Source organism: Pseudomonas sp. MS01C9, assembly GCF_058202755.1.
The window spans coordinates 3,140,611-3,159,037 of sequence record NZ_CM177073.1; the positions used below are offsets into that span (position 1 = coordinate 3,140,611).

General features: G+C 64.6%; 18 protein-coding genes. 6 read left to right on the plus strand and 12 right to left on the minus strand.

The features are described 5' to 3' along the window. Window positions 1–355: 355 nt before the first annotated feature. The 3 genes from AC1M7R_RS14295 to AC1M7R_RS14305 are packed head-to-tail and all read right to left on the minus strand — an operon-like array spanning window position 356 to window position 3,095. Window positions 356–1,366 carry a FecCD family ABC transporter permease gene (locus AC1M7R_RS14295; protein WP_072397854.1) on the minus strand — a complete coding sequence of 337 codons (1,011 nt, stop codon included), beginning with the start codon at window positions 1,364–1,366 and terminating at the stop codon, window positions 356–358. Further along, on the minus strand, window positions 1,363–2,310 hold the full coding sequence (locus AC1M7R_RS14300; protein WP_490609697.1) for an ABC transporter substrate-binding protein: 948 nt from the start codon (window positions 2,308–2,310) through the stop codon (window positions 1,363–1,365). The genes AC1M7R_RS14295 and AC1M7R_RS14300 overlap by 4 nt, the downstream gene beginning before the upstream one ends. Continuing rightward, window positions 2,307–3,095 carry an ABC transporter ATP-binding protein gene (locus AC1M7R_RS14305; protein WP_072458621.1) on the minus strand — a complete coding sequence of 263 codons (789 nt, stop codon included), beginning with the start codon at window positions 3,093–3,095 and terminating at the stop codon, window positions 2,307–2,309. Before AC1M7R_RS14305 ends, AC1M7R_RS14300 begins: the two co-directional genes overlap by 4 nt. Window positions 3,096–3,401: 306 nt before the next feature. Between AC1M7R_RS14305 and AC1M7R_RS14310 the strand changes: the two genes are divergently transcribed. Then, window positions 3,402–3,707, plus strand: a complete 306-nt coding sequence (locus AC1M7R_RS14310) for a hypothetical protein (protein WP_072397851.1) — start codon at window positions 3,402–3,404, stop codon at window positions 3,705–3,707. 178 nt (window positions 3,708–3,885) lie between these two features. Continuing rightward, entirely contained in the window at window positions 3,886–4,230 is a 345-nt protein-coding gene (locus AC1M7R_RS14315) for a hypothetical protein (RefSeq protein ID WP_072431718.1), read from the plus strand. Between the two features lie 8 nt (window positions 4,231–4,238). On the opposite strand, the gene AC1M7R_RS14320 is transcribed toward AC1M7R_RS14315, so the two are convergent. From AC1M7R_RS14320 to AC1M7R_RS14360, 9 genes are all read right to left on the minus strand, one after another. Next, entirely contained in the window at window positions 4,239–5,618 is a 1,380-nt protein-coding gene (locus AC1M7R_RS14320) for a PepSY-associated TM helix domain-containing protein (protein WP_092180651.1), read from the minus strand. Window positions 5,619–5,808: 190 nt separating this feature from the next. Next, a complete protein-coding gene (locus AC1M7R_RS14325; protein ID WP_123595695.1) occupies window positions 5,809–7,923 on the minus strand; it encodes a TonB-dependent copper receptor in 2,115 nt (704 codons plus the stop codon). Window positions 7,924–8,006: 83 nt separating this feature from the next. Continuing rightward, complete coding sequence (locus AC1M7R_RS14330) at window positions 8,007–8,423, minus strand: DUF2946 domain-containing protein (RefSeq protein ID WP_072397907.1); 417 nt, start codon at window positions 8,421–8,423, stop codon at window positions 8,007–8,009. 57 nt (window positions 8,424–8,480) lie between these two features. Continuing rightward, the gene (locus AC1M7R_RS14335; protein ID WP_490609698.1) at window positions 8,481–8,960 is read right to left on the minus strand and encodes a copper chaperone PCu(A)C; all 480 of its coding nucleotides are present in this window, start codon (window positions 8,958–8,960) and stop codon (window positions 8,481–8,483) included. 46 nt (window positions 8,961–9,006) lie between these two features. Beyond that, window positions 9,007–9,405, minus strand: coding sequence for a DUF2946 domain-containing protein (locus tag AC1M7R_RS14340; protein ID WP_072397846.1), 399 nt, complete (start codon window positions 9,403–9,405; stop codon window positions 9,007–9,009). A 169-nt stretch (window positions 9,406–9,574) separates the two neighbouring features. After that, window positions 9,575–10,303 carry a cobalt-precorrin-6A reductase gene (locus tag AC1M7R_RS14345; RefSeq protein ID WP_072458618.1) on the minus strand — a complete coding sequence of 243 codons (729 nt, stop codon included), beginning with the start codon at window positions 10,301–10,303 and terminating at the stop codon, window positions 9,575–9,577. Continuing rightward, window positions 10,300–11,397 carry a cobalt-precorrin-5B (C(1))-methyltransferase gene (locus AC1M7R_RS14350; protein ID WP_072397844.1) on the minus strand — a complete coding sequence of 366 codons (1,098 nt, stop codon included), beginning with the start codon at window positions 11,395–11,397 and terminating at the stop codon, window positions 10,300–10,302. The genes AC1M7R_RS14345 and AC1M7R_RS14350 overlap by 4 nt, the downstream gene beginning before the upstream one ends. After that, window positions 11,390–12,601, minus strand: a complete 1,212-nt coding sequence (gene cbiE, locus AC1M7R_RS14355; RefSeq protein ID WP_072397843.1) for a precorrin-6y C5,15-methyltransferase (decarboxylating) subunit CbiE — start codon at window positions 12,599–12,601, stop codon at window positions 11,390–11,392. The genes AC1M7R_RS14350 and cbiE overlap by 8 nt, the downstream gene beginning before the upstream one ends. Window positions 12,602–12,719: 118 nt before the next feature. Next, window positions 12,720–13,631 (minus strand): zeta toxin family protein, encoded by a 912-nt coding sequence (locus AC1M7R_RS14360; protein WP_072397842.1) that lies wholly within the window; start codon window positions 13,629–13,631, stop codon window positions 12,720–12,722. Between the two features lie 331 nt (window positions 13,632–13,962). On the opposite strand from AC1M7R_RS14360, the gene cobG reads away from it, so the two are divergent. From cobG to cobJ, 4 genes are read left to right on the plus strand one after another with little or no spacing between them, the layout of a single operon-like run. Beyond that, window positions 13,963–15,282, plus strand: coding sequence for a precorrin-3B synthase (gene cobG / locus AC1M7R_RS14365; protein WP_072397841.1), 1,320 nt, complete (start codon window positions 13,963–13,965; stop codon window positions 15,280–15,282). Then, entirely contained in the window at window positions 15,275–15,901 is a 627-nt protein-coding gene (locus tag AC1M7R_RS14370) for a precorrin-8X methylmutase (protein WP_072397840.1), read from the plus strand. Before cobG ends, AC1M7R_RS14370 begins: the two co-directional genes overlap by 8 nt. Then, window positions 15,901–16,632 (plus strand): precorrin-2 C(20)-methyltransferase, encoded by a 732-nt coding sequence (locus AC1M7R_RS14375; RefSeq protein WP_072397839.1) that lies wholly within the window; start codon window positions 15,901–15,903, stop codon window positions 16,630–16,632. The genes AC1M7R_RS14370 and AC1M7R_RS14375 overlap by 1 nt, the downstream gene beginning before the upstream one ends. Continuing rightward, on the plus strand, window positions 16,629–18,329 hold the full coding sequence (gene cobJ, locus AC1M7R_RS14380; RefSeq protein WP_165887915.1) for a precorrin-3B C(17)-methyltransferase: 1,701 nt from the start codon (window positions 16,629–16,631) through the stop codon (window positions 18,327–18,329). Before AC1M7R_RS14375 ends, cobJ begins: the two co-directional genes overlap by 4 nt. Window positions 18,330–18,427 lie beyond the last annotated feature (98 nt).

An 18,427-nucleotide genomic window follows, 5' to 3' on the forward strand; every position in this document is an offset into this window, starting at 1 on the left:
CTTATGAATTTTTTTCGAAGGCAGATGCAGACGCTGAAGGCGCTTTTGCAAGGGGTGTGCCCGGTCGGAAAAACACCCGTAAACAGGGAGTTGGCAATGACGGGAGCAGAACTTCTGCACCATCAGCGAACGCGTCATGGGTATTGGTGCGAAGGGATGCGCCACATTGGCGCGCAGTGGGGCAAGTGCCCTCCGGGAACAAGCCAGCTATGGCGAGGGGATTCATCCCCGCTGGGCTGCAAAGCAGCCCAACCAGATAGATGGCGACGGCAGGTTCCTGGGACTTCTGCGCAGCCCGACGGGGCGGTGCGACGTTTCGCTCAATCCCCTCGCCACAGGGCGAGTCGGTGACAAGTCAGCGGCGGCGCATCAGGCCGATGAAAAACAACCCGCCAATGGCAGCGGTGGCCACACCGATCGGCAAGTCCTCCGGTGCGATCAAGGTCCGGGCGGCCACGTCCACCCACACCAGGAACAGGCTGCCCAGCAGTACGCAGGCCGGCAGCAGTCGTCGATGTTCGGCACCCACCAGGCGCCGGGCGATGTGCGGCACCATCAGCCCGACGAACCCGATCGAGCCACTGATGGACACCAGCACGCCGGTCATCAGCGAGGCGATCAGGAAGATCCATACTCGCACTTTCGGCGCATTCAGGCCCAGGGTCACGGCGGTCTGCTCGCCGGCCATCAATGCATTCAACGGGCGAGCCATACCCAGCAGCAACACCAGCCCCAGCAGCACACTGGCAGCCGGCACCGCCAGCAATTCCCAGCGCGCCAGGCCCAGACCGCCCAGCATCCAGAACATCACCGCGGAGCTGGCGCGATGGTCACCGACAAACAGCAGCAGATTGGCCACCGCCATCATCACGAAGGATACCGCCACGCCGCACAGCAGCAGACGATCGCTTTCCAGGCGGCCCTGGCGGCTGGCAATCGCCAACACCAGCAGCATGCTCAGCAAGGCGCCGATGAACGCCGCCAGGGGCAGGGTCAGCAGGCCGACGATTTCGCCGACATGCAGCACCACGATCACCGCGCCCAGGGTCGCGCCGGAAGTGACGCCCAACAGATGTGGATCCGCCAGTGGGTTACGAGTCACCGCTTGCAGCACCGCACCGATCAGCGCCAGTCCCGCTCCAACCAGGGCGCCGAGGAGCAGGCGCGGGACGCGGATCAGCCACACGATGTGTTCCTGGCCGGGTGTCCAGTGGACTTGGCCTGCCCCGAAAGCCTTGTTCAGCAGGATGTCCCAGACCACCCCCACCGGCACCCGCGCCGGCCCGAAGCCCAGGGACACCACGCATGACACCAGCAGCAACGCGCCGAGCAGCACCAGCAGCGCGCCATAGCGACGTGTGGTCATCGGGCGTGGAATCCCTTCGCCAGGGTTTGCACCGCCAGTACGTTATCGATGCCCGGCGTGGCCTGGACATAAGGGATCACGATGAAGCGCCGCTGCCTGATCGCCTCCACCGACTGCAGGGCCGGATTGCTCAACAGGAACTGCTTTTTCTGCTCGGCGCTGACTTCACCGTAGTCGACGATCACGATGACCTGGGGGTTGCGCTCCACCACGTTCTCCCAGTTCACCCGGGTCCAGCTGGTCTCCACGTCGTCGAGAATGTTGCGTCCGCCCGCCGCCTCGATCAGCGCCTGGGGCATGCCCAGGCGCCCGGAGGTCATGGCCCGGTCTTCGCCGCTGTCATACAGGAACACCCGCGGTCGATCGGCGGGCAACTGTTCGCGGACTTCGGCCACTTGCGCCTGCATCGTGGCGATGAGTTCATTGGCGCGATCCTGGACGTCGAAGATCTTGCCGAGGTTGCGCAGGTCGTTATAGGTATCTTCCAGGGACGCCGCCGGACGTTTCATCACGAACGCGCAGGACTCGGTCAGCTCATACACATTGACCCCCAGGGGTTGCAGGGTCTGCGGTGTCAGGTCGCCGCCCACGCGCATGCCGTAGTCCCAGCCGGCGAAGAAGAAGTCCACGTTGGCATCGAGCAGGGTTTCCACGGAGGGGTACTTGGCCGCCAGCTCCGGCAGGCCTTCGAGGATCTTCGCCATCTCGGGAGTCACCGACTTCCAGCCACTGATGCCGCTGTAGCCCACCATGCGTGGCTTGAGCCCGAGGGCGAGCATCATCTGGGTCATGTTGATGTCATGGCTGACGGCGTGCCGGGGGGGCTGGTCGAACACGACCTGGCGGTTGCAGCTTTCGATCGTCAGCGGGTAGCGGGTGGCTTCGGCCAGGGCGTGGGCACTGCACAGCAGCATGGGCAGAAGCAGCAGGGAACGCAGGGTCATTGTTGGGTTATCCAGGTGATTCGTGGGTAGCCGGCCAGGGGATGTTCGTCCACCAGGGCTTCGATACCGAACACTTCGCGCAGCAGCGCGGCGGTCAGGACTTCTGCCGGCGTGCCGCTGGCGACGATCTGGCCGTGGTCGATCACGTACAGCCGGTCGCAGAAGGCAGCGGCGAGGTTCAGGTCATGGAGGCTGGCGAGGGTACCGATGCCGAGGCCCTTGATCAGTTGCAGCAGTTGCAGCTGATAGCGGGGATCGAGGTGGTTGGTCGGCTCGTCGAGGATCAGCAGTTGTGGCTGCTGGGCCAGTGCGCGGGCAAGGATAACCCGTTGTTTTTCACCGCCCGAGAGGGTCGCGAATGCATGGTCGCCAAAGCCTTCCAGACCGGCCGATGCCAGTGCCTGGCGCACAAGCCGCCGATCCTCGTGATCGTCGCCATCGAACAGGCCTTTATGAGGAGTGCGGCCCATGGCGACTACTTCCTCCACCGTCAGGCCGAAGGCGTCGGGAAACTCCTGCAGCACCACGGCGATGCGTTGAGCGCACCAGCGCGAGGATTGTTGCCAGACGTTGTAATGGGCCAGCTTCACCTCGCCATGTTCCGGTCGGCTGAAACGATAGGCGCAGCGCAACAGGCTGGTCTTGCCACTGCCGTTGGGCCCGATCAACCCGACGAATTCACCGGCCGCCACCTGCAGCGTGACGTCCCGCAGCTGGAACTGATGGTGGCAGTGACCGTGGCCCAGGGGCGTCCAGGCGAGATGGGTGAGGGACAGGGAGGTCATGCATCTACTCAAGTCATGGTGGCGCGCGCATCCCACAGGGTTGTGTTCGCGTTTTTCCAATAGCGGGCGCGATTGTAATGGTTCACGCCGCTTTCCGTTAACGCGCCGTCTTCAACCGCAGGATTAGATTGGCTCCGGTTGACAGCTCATCCCGCAACCGGGGCAGTGATTGCGTTGTAGCTTTGCCGTCTAAAAAAGAGCGAGGTAATTCCTAATCAGTTAAATGCACTGTCATTTATTACAGTTTATCTGGTTGCGGTTGGCTTTTACTCTGGAGTCTCCACTACTCATCATGAGGATGAATCGATGAACCGATTGATAAATGGACTTACCCTGGCAGCATTGCTGGCAGGTATTCATCAAATCGCGCTGGCGGATGACTGCACCGAGGGGTGGCGCAAAAGCTCGGCCGCCCAGAGTTGCGGGGCGCAAGGCCAAGGAATAGGGGGCGGCTGGGCCGATATCAAGGATGAAGGCAACGGGCAGTGCTTGCTTCATACCTGGTGCACGGTAGGCCCAACCCACAATGGCATGCCAAACTCCTTCCGTGGCACGCCCGATACGCTGTCCAAGCTGCAAAATATCAACGGAGTGCTCAAGGTCGCTCCATGACTTTGAAAGGCGTCGAGGTCGGGCAGCGCGGAATCAGCGTCGACTCCGCGCTTGCCGTTTTGCCCCGAGTGCTGTCGCTTGCGACCGAAGTGGTCTGAAGCGGCATTGGTATCGAGAATGACCGCAAGGCCTGTTGGATGCGGGTCGGCCTGCTTCTCCTCAAGCGAGGTTGAAAGCCATGACAATGTCCAGGTTTCGGGTGTTTGTCGGCGTGCTGACCTTCTGGTGTCTGTTCATCCGCCCTGCTGCTACTTCCGAGCTTTCCTGCGAGCAGGCATGGGGAGCCAACCCCATCAGCTCCAGCTGCAAGGCGACGGTGAGCGCCGTGGAGGGGCGCCCACCTCGCGCGATGATCGAGCCTCAGGGCAACGGGCAATGCCGGATCACCGTGACGTGCAGAAACGCCTACGGTGGAGGCACGCCCAACGAGGTCGAAGGGGTCAGCGTCATCGAGGTGAAAAGTCTTCACATCTGCAACGGCATCCTTCAACGGGAGTCCTGTGGGGACCTGTTTCGACCCTGATCGTTTTTTCAGCGTACGGCATCGCTGTTGGTGCCTGGCGCCCAGCGCGAAACCAACACGCGGTCGACGATCCAGATCACCACCAGCGACGCGCCCACCAACGGAAACACCACCGCCAGGGCCAGCATGATGAACACCCCGGTCTTCCAGGTCGGCAAGTCGTGACGCAACGGCGGCACGCCGAACTTGCCCTGGGGCCGGCGTTTCCACCAGATCACCAGACCGCTGACGGCACTGAGCAGAATCATCAGGCAGATCAGCAGCACGATGATCTGGTTCAGCGGGCCGAACATCTTGCCTTCATGCAGCATTACGCCGGTTTCGGTGGCGCGGGCGACGATGCTGTACTGCTCCCAGCGCACGTCCGCCAGGACCTTGCCGGTGTATTGATCGATATGCAGGGTGGCGTCGTTGCGCGGGTCGTCGGCGAAGACGGCAATGGTGAATACGCCGCTGGCGGTCTTCGGCAGGGTGATGCTGTAGCCGGGCGTCACGTTGCGTTCGCTGGCGATGTCCTGCACAGCCTGCAGGCTGACCGTCGGGGCGGCGGGGCCTTCATGCTGGCGGCCATGGCCCATGTGTTCGGCATGGTCGCCGGACATCGGCATCGGAGTGTTTTCCACGGCCCAGGGCACGGTCTGGCGATGAGCGTTGTTGAGGCTGCGGGCCTCCACGTCGGACTTGGGTACGTCGTTCCACATCGCCGCCGGAAAGCGATTCCAGAGGTCGGCGTACTGCTTGCCCCAGAAGCCGGTCCAGGTCATGCCACTGAGCAGCATCACCAGCAGCAAAGCCGCGCCCCAGAAACCCATGACGACATGCAAGTCGCGCCAGAACAGCCGGCCGCGAACGTGCCATCGGGGCCAGAGTACACCGGCCGTCGATTGCCCGCGCGGCCACCACAGGTACAGCCCCGACACCACCAGCACCACGCCCCAGCCGGCGGCCATTTCCACCAGCCGGTCACCGATGGTGCCGATCAGCAACTCGCCGTGGATGGCCCGGGCCATGGCCTGGAGGTTGTTCTTCGCATCCTGTTCGCCGAGCACGTCGCCATGGTACGGATCGATGTACACATTCAATTCCCGGCCCTTTTCGATCACCACGAATTGCGCGCTGCGCCCGGCGTCGGGCGGCGGCAGGTATTGGGTGACCTGGCCTTCGGGGTAGGCCTGGCGAACCCGCTTGAGCAGGTCGTCCGCCGCCAGGGTGTGATGCCCGGCGGGTACGTTCAGCAGGCTGCCGTACATCAATGGGTCGAGCTGTGGCTTGAACAGGTAGATGATACCGGTCAGGGCCAGCATCACCATGAACGGCGCCACGAACAGCCCGGCATAAAAATGCCAGCGCCAGGCCAGGTTGTAGAAATTCGGTTTCGGTTGGCTCATTGCAAAGCGCTCCGCAGGGCAAATAGGTCGTTATGTTGTGCCGTCAGTCAAGGTGGGATCGAACCCTGTGGGAGCGAGCTTGCTCGCGATAGCAATGGTTCAGCCTGCATCGATGTTGAATGTGCCTTCGCCATCGCGAGCAAGCTCGCTCCCACGGTTTGTGTCCTTGCTGACGGATCTCCGGTGCCGGTTAGAAACTCATGTCCACCTTGGTCCAGAGCGTGCGCCCCGGTTCGTTGATGGCCTGCGGGTCGCTTGCCGGGTAGCCGAACCCGGCATTGCCGGCCAGGTTCAGGTGTTCGGCATAGGCTTTGCCGAACAGGTTGTCGACGCCGCTGCTGACCTTCCAGTGTTTGTTGATGCGGTAGGCACCGTTGAGCGAGAACACGCCGAAGCCCGAGCTCTTGCCATAGTCCTTGCCCACCACGTTGCCCCTGTTCTCGTCGACCCGATGCTGCACCGCCACCACACGCCACAAGGCGCCGGCGCTCCAGCGGTCTTCGCTGTAGGTCAGCCCGAGGCGGGCATCGAGCGGTGGCATCTGCGCCAGGGCGCTGCCATCGCTGCTGTTCTTGCCCCAGGCGTAGGCCAGGGTCGCATCGGTCTTCCAGTGGTCGGTCAACGGGTAGGCCGCGCCCAGTTCGCCACCCATGATTCGCGCATCGATGTTCTCGGCACGGGAGGTGGTCCCCATCATGCCGGGCGTGTAGTCGAACAGGATGTAGTCGCGAATCTGCCCGACATAACCCGAGGCCCAGGCTTCGAGGGTTTCGCTCTTGTATTGCAGGCCGAAGTCGAGCTGGGTGGTCTTTTCCGGCTTGATCGAGTCGAAGGCATTCAGCGAACCGCTGGGGCCCGCGTTCGGCGAGAATAGCTCCCAGTAATCCGGGAAGCGTTGGGCGTGGCCCAGGCCCGCGTAAAGAGTGGTCGGGCTGTCGGCCAAGTCATGTTCATAGCGGACAAAACCGCTGGGCAGGGTGTCGGCCCGGGTCTCGTCGGCGGTGGGGTTGGGGCGGGCCGACATGCCGGAACCGATGCTCTGGCGATAGTCCTTGGCCGAGGCGCGGTCGAGCCGGGCGCCGCTCACCAGCCGGTCGCGGTCGGCGACGTACCAGGTCATTTCGCCGAAAACGCCATAGTTGTGGAAGTCGGCGTCCTTGGTGTACGGCAGATCCTTGTAGGTATCGATGCCCATGCCGCTGCGCTGGCGATGCTCGTTGGTCTGGGCGTCCAGTCCGCTGATCAACTGCACGTCGGCCCAGCGCCAGGTGGCCTTGATACGTGCGCCCAGGGTGCGGCGGTCGACATTGGAAGCCATGGGCCCGGCCATCATCCCGGTGCCGGATGGCGTGCGCAGGGTGTAGTTGTCCATGACGTGGTCGGCATAGTTGTAGTAGACCTGGGCCTCGACCTTGTCCAGCACGTCACCGATGTTCGATCGCTCGAAACGCAGCCCGAGGCTTTCGCGCTTGAATTGCGAACCGTCCATGCCTCGCCCTGCGTAGCGCGCTTCACCGTCGCCCTTGCCCGCGGTCAGTTCTAGCAGGGTGTCGGCGTCCGGCGTCCAGCCAAGGGTGACGTCGCCGTTCCACTTGTCGTAGCGCGATGGCACGGTGTCGTTGTTGCCGTCACGATAATCGTCCGAGTGGGCCGTGTTGCCGATCACCCGTACATAACCCAGTGGGCCGCCGGCGGCGGCATCCAGCACCTTGTCGAAGCGACCGTTGGAGCCGGCCAGCACACTGGCGTTGACCCGGGTGCCCAGTTCGCCGAACTGCTCCGGCTCGCGTTCGAACAGGACGGTCCCGGCCGATGCGCCAGGGCCCCAGAGCACCGTTTGCGGGCCCTTGATGACGGTGAGCTTGTCGTAGGTTTCCGGCGAAATGTAGGAGGTCGGCGCATCCATGCGGCCCGGGCAGGCGCCCAGCAGCATGCTGCCGTTGGTGAGGATATTCAGTCGCGAGCCGAACATGCCCCGCAGCACCGGATCGCCATTGGTGCCGCCGTTGCGTACCAGGGCAAAGCCGGGAATGGTCTTGAGGTAATCGCCGCCGTCACTGGCCGGCACCGGCTGGCGCGGATCCTTGGGATCGGTGACGACGGTCAGGGGTGAACTGGGGGCGATGGCGGTGATGACCGTCGGGCTCAGCTCTTCGAGCTGGCCTTCGTGATGATCGTGCTCATCGGCCAGCGTGTGTTGGGCCAGCAACAGGCCGCACAGCGCGGCGACCATAGGGCGTAAACGAACCCGTGGCTCGTTCGGGAGGCATCGAACCAAAGCGATGCCGGCAGAAAACCTGGACATGAGGATTCCATCGAACAGACGTAAACGACACGGTCGGGCAGCCTGGGGCTGTCTTGTGCGACCGGGTGAAGTAAGTGTCGGGCTTACGCGGCGAAGGGCGGTGCGCGGGTGCGGGCACCCGGGAAGAAGGAGGGCCGGACATGGCCCAGGCGTGGGGACGGGCTGGTGTGGGTGTTGGCCGTTGGCGTGTCGAAAACGGCGAAGGATTGTCCGCCCGGCAGGGCAGGGCAATTGAACAACAGGCTGCAGTAGCCGCACTTTTCCCACAGCGCATGGTGCTGGCTCTGGGGGGCACAGTGCTCGGCGGCTGTCGCGTCGTGCTCGGCTTGGGCACTCGTCGACATGTCCATCGTGTCCATGCCCATCATGCCCATGCTCATGTCCATATTCATGGACGCAGGCATAGGCCGATCCATCGGCATCGACTGAGAAATCAGTGGACCGATGAAGATCATCAGCATCGCGAACAGGCTGATCCAGCTGCCGCGTGCCAGGCTCATGGGCTGGCGACGGGGACGGGCCGGGCTGCTGCGGGGGTTACCCATGGACAAGCTCGATCAGTGTGCGTGCATCGACGGCTTGCTGCCGTCGGGGGCTTTTTTCTGCACCGCGACGTCGACGGTGATATCCCCGGCTTTTTCGAAATGCAGTGTCATGGGGAAACGCTTGCCGTCGCTCAAAAGGCTGCGGTCCTTGAGCTCCAGCAACATCACGTGATAAGCCATCGGCGCGAAGGTGACGGTAGCGCCGGGGGCGATATCCACCACGGGCACCGGCTGCATCTTCATCAGGTCGTCTTGCTTCACGTGCTCGTGGAGCTCGGTCTTGGCGGCAATCGGCGATTCGACGCTGAGCAGTCTGTCGGCACTCTTGCCGGTGTTGTGAAGCACGAAGTACGCAGCCACGGTGGGCGCGTTGGGTGGCAGTTCCTGGGACCACGGGTGGCCGATCTCCAGTTCCCCCGCTTTGTACTGATGTGCGAGGGCGAAGCCGACGGGAAGCAACAGGGCGGCCAGCAGGATGAGTCTGTTCAACATGGCAGTTCTCCGAAGTGATTCAGGGCGCAGGTATGTGCGAAAGGAATCAGACCAGAGGCGAGGCGCGGGGGTTGAGACTTGGCCATTGCTGGCGCGCAGTGAGGCTGTCGAGCGTCGGAGGGACGGCGCCGGCGTGGGCCAGTCGCGCATCCACGTACAATTGCGCAGGTTGCCCGGCCAGCGCCACCAGCGGCGCGGAACCGGAACAGCACCAGCAATGCTGCATCGTCGAGTGATCGTCGTTCTGCGGCGTATTCTGTTCGAACTTGCCCAGGGAAATCGCCACCATCTTCGTGCCGCTGGACGAACAGAAACTGCCCCAGAGCAGTTGCTCGGCCGGCGCGTTTGCAGTCGCTGAAGCGTTCCCGGAAAGCGGCATGGCGAGCATGTTGAACAGCACTGCGAAGCAGGCGATCCAGGCAAATGCAAGCCGTTGTCGGGACATGGGGCAATCCGCTCGGTTGGGCGATCAGGTGGCGGTATTTAGCCTGATCGAGGGGCAGAAGTAAAAAAGCCATGTGCGGTGTAGGGTCGCAGGGCTCGTATTAACAGTAGCAACAGATTCGCAAGGGAGCGTTCTGTCGTGGTGGCGACAAAATCCATGGCGCTTGATCTCAGGATCCCCGCGACGTGGACAGCGCTGCCAATAGCTCGTCGAGCGTCCCGAATTCCCGGTCCACTTCCGGCAATGGGGGGCGCTTCAATACCAGCACCGGTATCCCGCGTTCGCGAGCCACTTCCAGCTTCGGCTCGGTGGCCGTACTACCGCTGTTCTTGCTGATAAGCACATCGATCCGCCGTCGCTCGAACAGTTCGCGTTCGTCGTCGATATTGAACGGCCCGCGGGCGCCGATGACTTCGCAGCGTTCATTGCCGGGGTAAACGTCCAGGGCACGCAGGGTCCAGAACTGTTCGGGGGGAATTTCGTGCAGGTGCTGCAACGGTTCGCGGCCCAAGGTGAACAAGGGGCGGCGGAACGGCTGCAGGGCCTGGATCAGCGCGTCCCAGTCGGCCACCTCGCGCCAGTCGTCACCGGCCAGGGGGTGCCATGCCGGACGGCGCAGGGCCCAGCAGGGGAGGCCACAGGCGCGGGCCGCCTGGGCGGCGTTATGGCTGATCCGGGCGGCGTAGGGATGAGTGGCATCCAGCAACAGGTCGACGTGGTGCTCGCGGATGAATTGCGCCAGCCCTTGCGCGCCGCCGTAACCGCCCACGCGAACCTGGCACGCCAGGTCCGTGGGAACACGGCCGATGCCCGCCAGGCTGTAGATATGGTCAGGCCCCAGCGTACGGGCGATGGCCAGGGCTTCGGTGACGCCGCCCAACAACAGGATTCGATTCATTGCAGGGCTCCGGCATGACCGACGATCCCGCCCTGGCGGTCGATGGCGAAGACTTCGACCTGAACCTGGGCCGGTACGATGCTCCGGGCGAAGGCCAGGGCGTGCCCGCACACCGCGTCGCCCAGGGCGATGCCGGCGGCGCTGGCCATTGCCAGGGCTTGCTGGCTGGTGTTGGCATGGCGGATGTCATCTTGCAGAGCTTCATCGGCACCGACAGCGGCCGCCCATGCCGCCAGTTGTGGCAGGTCGATGCTCGAATGACGGCTGTGCAGGTCCATGTGCCCGGCGGCGAGCTTGCTGATTTTGCCGAAGCCGCCGCAGAGGCTGAGCTTTTCCACCGCAACCTTGCGGACATGCTTGAGTACGGCGCCAACGAAGTCGCCCATTTCGATCAGGGCGATTTCCGGCAGGTCGTAGACCCGGCGCATGGTGTCCTCACTGGCGTTGCCGGTGCAGGCGGCGATGTGCAGGTAGCCGTTGGTCTTCGCCACGTCGATGCCCTGGTGGATCGACGCGATATAGGCCGCGCAGGAAAAGGGCCGGACGATGCCGCTGGTGCCCAGGATCGACAGGCCGCCGAGAATGCCGAGCCGTGGGTTCATGGTCTTCAGCGCCAGGGCCTCGCCGCCCTCGACGTTGACGGTGACCTCGAAGCCCCCGGTGTAGCCGGTCTCCCCGGCCAGGCGGCCGAGGTGATCGCCGATCATCTTTCGTGGTACCGGATTGATCGCCGGCTCGCCGACCTCCAGGACCAGTCCCGGCCGCGTCACGGTGCCCACGCCGCGCCCTGCCAGGAAGCGGACCCCGGGCTCGGGCATCAGTCGGACCTGGGAAAACAGCAGCGCCCCGTGGGTGACATCCGGATCGTCGCCGGCGTCCTTGAGCGTCCCGGCCTCGGCCCCCAGTTCGGTCAGTCGACAGAACTCCAGGCGCATCTGCACGTGCTTGCCCTTGGGCAGGACGATCTCCACGGCGTCGGCACTGATGCCGCACAGCAACAGGCGCGCCGCCGCGAGGCTGGTGGCGGTGGCGCAGCTGCCGGTGGTCAGGCCGCTGCGCAGGGGGGCGGGTTGCTCGGCGGTTTCGTCACGCATCGAGGGGTTTTACCAATTCCAGCAACGTGATCGGCAGCGCCTGGCGCCAGGTGTCGAATCCGCCCAGTGGCTGGGCCTGGGCGACATGAATGCGGGTCAGCTCGCCGCCATGACGTTCGCGCCAGGCCATGAGCGCCACCTCGCTTTGCAGGGTCACGGCGTTGGCCACCAGGCGTCCGCCGGGCTTGAGCCGGCTCCAGCAGGTCTCGAACACGCCTTCACGGGTGACTCCGCCACCGATGAATACGGCATCCGGAGCGTCCAGCCCCTCCAGCGCCTCTGGGGCTCGCCCACGGATCAATTGCAGGCCGGGCACACCGAGGGCGTCGCGATTGCGCTCGATCAGGTCCTGGCGTTGCTCGTCCGCTTCGATGGCCAGGGCGCGGCAGCTTCGATGGGCGCGCATCCATTCGATACCGATGGATCCGCTGCCGGCGCCAACGTCCCAGAGCAGTTCGCCGGGCGTCGGGGCGAGGCGGGCCAGGGTGATGGCTCGGACATCGCGCTTGGTCAACTGGCCGTCATGTTCGAATGCGTGATCGGGCAAGCCGGCCAGGCGTGACAGGCGCAACGCCGTGGGGTCGGCCCGGCACTCGATGGCGATCAGGTTCAGGTCGGCGACGGCCGGATCGGCCCACTGGGCCGCGCTGCCCTGGATTCGCCGTTCCGCCGGGCCGCCGAGATGCTCCAGCACGGTCATGGGGCTGGGGCCGAAGCCGCGCTCGCGCAGCAGCGCCGCCACTGCCGCCGGGCTATGACGGTCATTGCTCAGCAGCACCAGCCTGACGCCCGTGGACAGACAGGCGTTGAGCGCCGCCAGGGGGCGCGCCACCAGCGACAGGGTGAGCACTTCCTGCAACGGCCAGCCCATGCGTGCCGCCGCCAGCGAACAGGACGAGGGTGCCGGGATGACCCGCATCTGCTCCGCAGCCACCTGCTTGGCCAGGCTGGCCCCCACGCCGTAGAACATCGGATCGCCGCTGGCCAGTACGCACACCGGCTCGCCGCGGCGTGCCAGCAGCGGTTCGAGGGAAAACGGACTGGGCCATGGCTCCCGCTCGCTGCGGATGCAAGCCGGCAGCAACGCCAACTGACGGGCACTGCCGACGATACGCGGGGCCTGCAGCAGGGCGTGGCGAGCCGTGCGGCCCAGGCCTTTGAAGCCGTCTTCGCCGATGCCCACGATGGTCAACCAGGGGGTCATCTTTGTTCCTCGAATGGGGTTGTTTGATTGGCGAACCGTTGCGTTCGCGAACCGGGCCGCCATCATAACGCGCCGAAACCCGTGGAAGCAGGATCCGCGCGACAAGTCGATGCCAGCCTTATCGACAGACGTACCTGAGGATATAGGCGTATAGGTCGTTGAAAACGGCGTCGGGCACGTGTTCGGCGTGTACTCGTGCCTCGTGGAGCGCCAGGTGGCATTGCCTGACCATTTCCTCGCGATCGCCAATGAGCTGGAGTCGATTGTTGACAATGGCTTCAAAGACACTTGCGTAGGCCACCTTGGGCCCGTCTATGACCAGGGCCCCGTTCGAGCCCCGGGTATAGGTATTCTGGACGCGCAGCAAGCGCTCCCGGAGCTGGCCGAGCCCGCGCTCGTAGAGGAACATCCGAGAGCCGTCGACTGCTTTGGCAGCGGTCTCGAGAGCGAGGATCGTCGCCTGGGCGTTAGCCAGGCTGGCATTGAGCGCCGACAGCGGGACGAACCTTTCCATCTCGTTTTTTTCCAGGCTCCTGAGTGCCCGGTGAATGCTCGACAGGTGCGCGAATTCTTTCTTGCAGGCAACGATGTGGGTTTCGAACTGGTACCCGGCGGCTGTCGCCATGGGGGGGAAGGTAACGAAGTCGATGCTGTCGAAGGCGCATTCCATGATGATGTTGTACCTGCACTGGAAGGCCTTCTCGAAGATTTTCGTGCTGACTTCCCGGACAAACGCCTCCGTATGCTCATAGGCGTGCGATGCGCCGTGCTTGATCATCTGTGGGTACTGCGGATGTTTTTCCCGGTACTCGGGCAGGTACAGGCGTACGTAGTTGTCGTAGCGCCGGGAGGGCAGGAGGTTCTTTTCCAGCAGATAGGTTTTGCCCGAGCCTTGCGCTCCGGCAGTGACCAGCATCCTGGGAACCGCCTCGGCCGTGATGCCACTCAGCAGCGTGGCAATGATTTCCTCGTACGCGGCGGTGACCTGCGCCGATGTGTAGGTGTAGGTGTGGTTCGGAGCGTGTGACATCCCTGATTTCCTTATCGAGGATTGGTTGAAGTAATCGCCTGCCCTTTGAATAAAGCGGTGTTTTCCGACTTGTTCAAACCAGTCCTGGTTTCAATTCATGTCACTGTTTTTAAAGGTAAAAAGTACTACGAGGCAGGCGACGGGATCCCACGCTCCGGGGGCTTGTCTGCCTTCGGCAGAAACTCGCTGGCGAGGTCGTCGGCCAGGCCGTGAGGGACGCGATTGGCAAGGGGGTTGCGCAATCCGACCGGCAAGCTTTTCATGACCCCCGGCAAAGCAGGCATAATGGCCGTCCTTCGCCGCCGTGGCGTGCCTCATTGACCGGTTTCCCTTGAACGAACGTCCATCCTCCTGCGTCATCCGCCCCTCGGGTTGTCCGGGGTTGCTGCGTGTCGTCCAGGCGCTGGACGGCGGGATCTGTCGGATCAAGCTCGACGGCGGGTCCATCCAGGCAGTCCAGGCTGAAGCCGTGGCGTCGGCGGCCGAGCGGTTTGCCGGTGGCGTCATCGAGGCGACCAATCGTGCCAACCTGCAGATCCGCGGGATCGGCCTCGAGCAGGAGGCCCTGATCGCCCAACTGCTGGCCGTCGGCCTCGGCCCTCATAAACCGGCCGGTGACGATGTCCGCAACCTGATGCTCAGCCCGTCGGCCGGGATCGACCGGCAGATGCTGATCGACACCCGGCCGCTGGCCGCGCGGATCCTGCTCACCCTGCAGACCCATGAACGTTTTCATGAGCTGTCGGCCAAGTTCGCCGTGCAACTGGACGGCGCAGAGGCCATGGCGATGCTCGAACACCCTCACGACCTGTGGCTGTCAGCCCTGGTCCAGGACGGTGAGCCTTGGCTGGCTTTCGGGTTGGCCGGCTCGCCACTGGATAAGCCGGCCGGGAGGGTGCCGCTGGGACAGGGGCACGCCCTGGTGGTGGCGGTGCTGGAACTGTTTCTCGACCTGGCCCGCCCGGACCAGACGCGCATGCGCCACCTGCTGGCGCAAATCACGGTGGATGCGTTCATCGCTCGATTGGCTCAACGCGTCCCCCTGCAACCATGCGGTGACTGGCGACGTCTCCCGTCCGAGGATGGATTGCACATCGGCATCCATTCTCAGCACGACGAGCGATTCTACGTCGGCGCCGCGCCCCCCTTGGGGCGGCTCGACGCCGCCATGCTGCGCGGCGCGGCGCAACTGGCTCGGGACAAGGGCGATGGCAGCCTGCGCCTGACCCCCTGGCAAAGCCTGTTGTTGCCCAACATCGACCGCCAGGACGCGGACGAAGTGCTGGCGCGGCTCGAAGAGCTGGGCCTGGTGGGCTCGCTCGCCCGCCCCCTGGCGCACCTTATCGCCTGCACCGGCTCCAGTGGTTGCGGCAAGGCCCTGGCCGACACCAAGGCCGATGCCTGGCAATTGGCTGAACGGCTGCATGGCCAGGGCCGCGCCTTGAAAGTCCATTTGTCCGGCTGCCCGCGTTCCTGCGCGGCGGCCCATATCGCGCCCGTCACCCTGCTGGCGGTCGCCCCCGGTCGTTACGACCTCTATCTTCGCGATGCCGCGCTGCCGGGTTTCGGCGCGTTGCAGGCGCACAACCTGACAATCGAGTCGGTCGGCCACTGGCTCGACGCTCACCCCCGGAGTCCCCTTGATGCTTGATTACATCCGCGACGGTCAGGAGATCTATCGCAACTCCTTCGCGATCATTCGCGCCGAGGCGAACCTGGCGCGTATCCCGGCCGACCTGGAAAAACTCGCCGTGCGGGTCATACACGCCTGCGGCATGGTCGAGGCCGTGGATGGCCTGCAGTTTTCCGAGGGCGCGGGTACCGCCGGGCGCCAGGCGCTGGCCGCCGGTGCGCCGATCCTTTGCGATGCGCGCATGGTGTCCGAGGGGGTGACCCGGGCCCGGCTGCCTGCCAACAATCCGGTGATCTGCACATTGCGTGACGAGCGCGTGCCGCAACTGGCCCATGAGCTGGGCAATACCCGTTCGGCAGCGGCCCTGGAGCTGTGGCGCCCGCACCTGGAAGGCAGTGTCGTGGTGATCGGCAACGCGCCGACCGCGCTGTTCTACCTGTTGGAGATGCTCGATGCCGGCGCGCCGAAACCAGCGTTGATCCTGGGATTCCCGGTGGGCTTCGTCGGTGCCGCCGAGTCCAAGGCGATGCTGGCGGCCGACAGTCGTGGCGTGCCGTTCGTGATCATGCAAGGCCGGCTTGGCGGCAGCGCCATGGCCGCCGCCGCTGTCAACGCCCTCGCCACGGAGATTGAATGATGCAGCAGCCTGGACGTCTGATCGGCCTCGGCGTGGGCCCCGGTGATCCTGAACTGATCACGCTCAAGGCGCTGCGCCTGCTGCGGGAGTCGCCGGTGGTGGCGTACTTCGTTGCCAAGGGCAAGAAAGGCAATGCCTTCGGCATCATCGAAAGCCATCTGCAAGCCGAGCAGACGTTGCTGCCACTGGTCTACCCGGTCACTACCGAGGCGCTGCCGGCGCCGTTGTCCTATGAACAGGTGATCGCCGATTTCTACGATACCGCCGCCCAGCAATTGGCGGTGCATCTGGATGCCGGTCGCGACGTGGCGGTGATCTGCGAAGGCGATCCGTTCTTCTATGGCTCCTACATGTACCTGCACGATCGCCTGGCCGAGCGCTATGTGGCCGAAGTCATTCCCGGCGTCTGTTCGATGCTGGGCGGGGCCTCGGTACTGGGAGCGCCGCTGGTGTATCGCAACCAGAGCCTGTCGGTGCTGTCCGGTGTGCTGCCCCATGAGGAACTCAAGCGCCGCCTGGCCGATGCCGATGCGGCGGTGATCATGAAGCTGGGGCGCAACTTCCCCAAGGTCCGCCAGGTGCTCGGTGAGCTGGGCCTGGACGGGCGGGCGCTCTACGTCGAGCGGGCTACCATGGCCAATCAGAAGATCGTGCCGCTGGATGAAGTCGAGCCGATGTCCTCGCCGTACTTCTCGCTGATCATCGTGCCGGGCGAGCGGTGGCAAGGATGACGTCCAGGACTGCGGCAATCGTCATCCTCGGCCCGGGCAGCCTCGCAACGGCCCGGCGGATCCAGCAGCGCTATCCCGACGCGTTGATTCACGGTCTGGCCGGGCGGGTCGAGGGTGTGGATCGCTCCTACACCGAGTTTGGCGCGACGCTGCGCGAGCTTTATCAACAAGACACGCCGATCATCGCCCTGTGCGCGGCCGGCATCGTCATCCGTACCCTGGCGCCGCTGTTGCTGGAAAAAGGCGCGGAGCCGCCGGTGCTGGCAGTGGCGGAAGACGGCAGTGCCGTGGTGCCGCTGCTGGGCGGCCTGGGCGGCGTCAATGTCCTGGCCCGGGAGATTGCCGATACCCTGCAGGTCGCTGCGGCGATCACCACCAGCGGCGAATTGCGTTTCGGCACTTGCCTGTTGAATCCGCCGGGCGGCTATCGCCTTGGCGACCTTGAACAGGGCAAGCGCTTTGTCTCCGACCTGCTGGCCGGCGAGACGGTGCGCATCGAAGGCGCCGCATCCTGGCTGGACCAGGCGCAGTTGCCCCAGGACGCTCAGGCGCGCCTGGCGATCCGTATCGATTGCAGTGCGGCCCCGCCGTCGCCTGACGAGTTGCGCATCTACCCGCGCCAGGTGGTGGTGGCGATAAGGACAGGCAGGTCAGAGGTTGCCACTGTCGTCGCAGATGCCTTGCGCCAGGAGGGCCTGGCGGTGCAATCGCTGGCGTGCCTGCTGGCCCCTGACACCGACATGGCGCGTCCCGGGTTGCATCAGGCGGCCTCGGCACTGGAGGTGCCGCTGCGCTTCGCCCCGGCCGGTAACGATATTGCCCGGTGGATGAGCGAGTCCCTCGGCCAACCGGCATCGCTACGGGTCACCGATGACCTGGCCATCGCTGTGGCCAAGCACCCCGTCGACCCGCAACGGATCGGCCGTCCCCGGGGGCGTCTGGCGGTGATCGGCCTGGGGCCTGGAGCGGCGCAGTTGATGGTGCCGGCGGTACGCGCCGAACTCGACCTGGCCACCGATGTGCTGGGCTATGAAACCTATGTGCGGATGGCGGGGCCGTTCCGGGCCGATCAGGTGCAGCATTGCACCGACAACCGTGAAGAAATGCAGCGTGCCCGGCATGCCTTCGAGCTGGCCGCCCAGGGCCGACGCGTGGTGGTGGTATCGTCCGGCGATCCAGGCGTGTTCGCCATGGCGGCAGCGGTGCTGGAAGCGCTCCATGAGTCGCCGGATGTCCACTGGCACAACGTCGATCTGCAGATCCTGCCGGGCGTCTCGGCCTCCCTGGCTACGGCCGCCCAGGCCGGTGCGCCCCTGGGGCACGATTTCTGCGTGATGTCGCTGTCGGACAACCTCAAGCCCTGGTCGGTCATCGAGAAGCGTCTGGACCTGGCCGCACAGGCAGACCTGGCCCTGGCGTTCTATAACCCGATTTCCCGGTCGCGGCCCTGGCAACTGGGACGAGCGCTGGAAATCGTCGCGCACCATCGCAGCCCTGAGACGCCGGTGGTCCTGGGGCGCGACATCGCGCGCCCGGGCCAGACGCTGCGGGTCACCACACTGGGCCAATTGACGCCGGACCAGGTGGATATGCGCACCATGGTGCTGGTGGGCTCTTCCACCACCTGTGTCTTTCCTCGCGCCGAAGGTGGCGACTGGGTATATACCCCACGCTGGTACGGCGAAAAGCCTCTTTGATGCAACTCGGCAGCCCGCTCGGGCTGCCATCACCCCGAGGTCTGCTTGGTTGCATGCGGTCGGTAAAACAGCAAGTTGTCGATAAGTTTGGCTGGTTA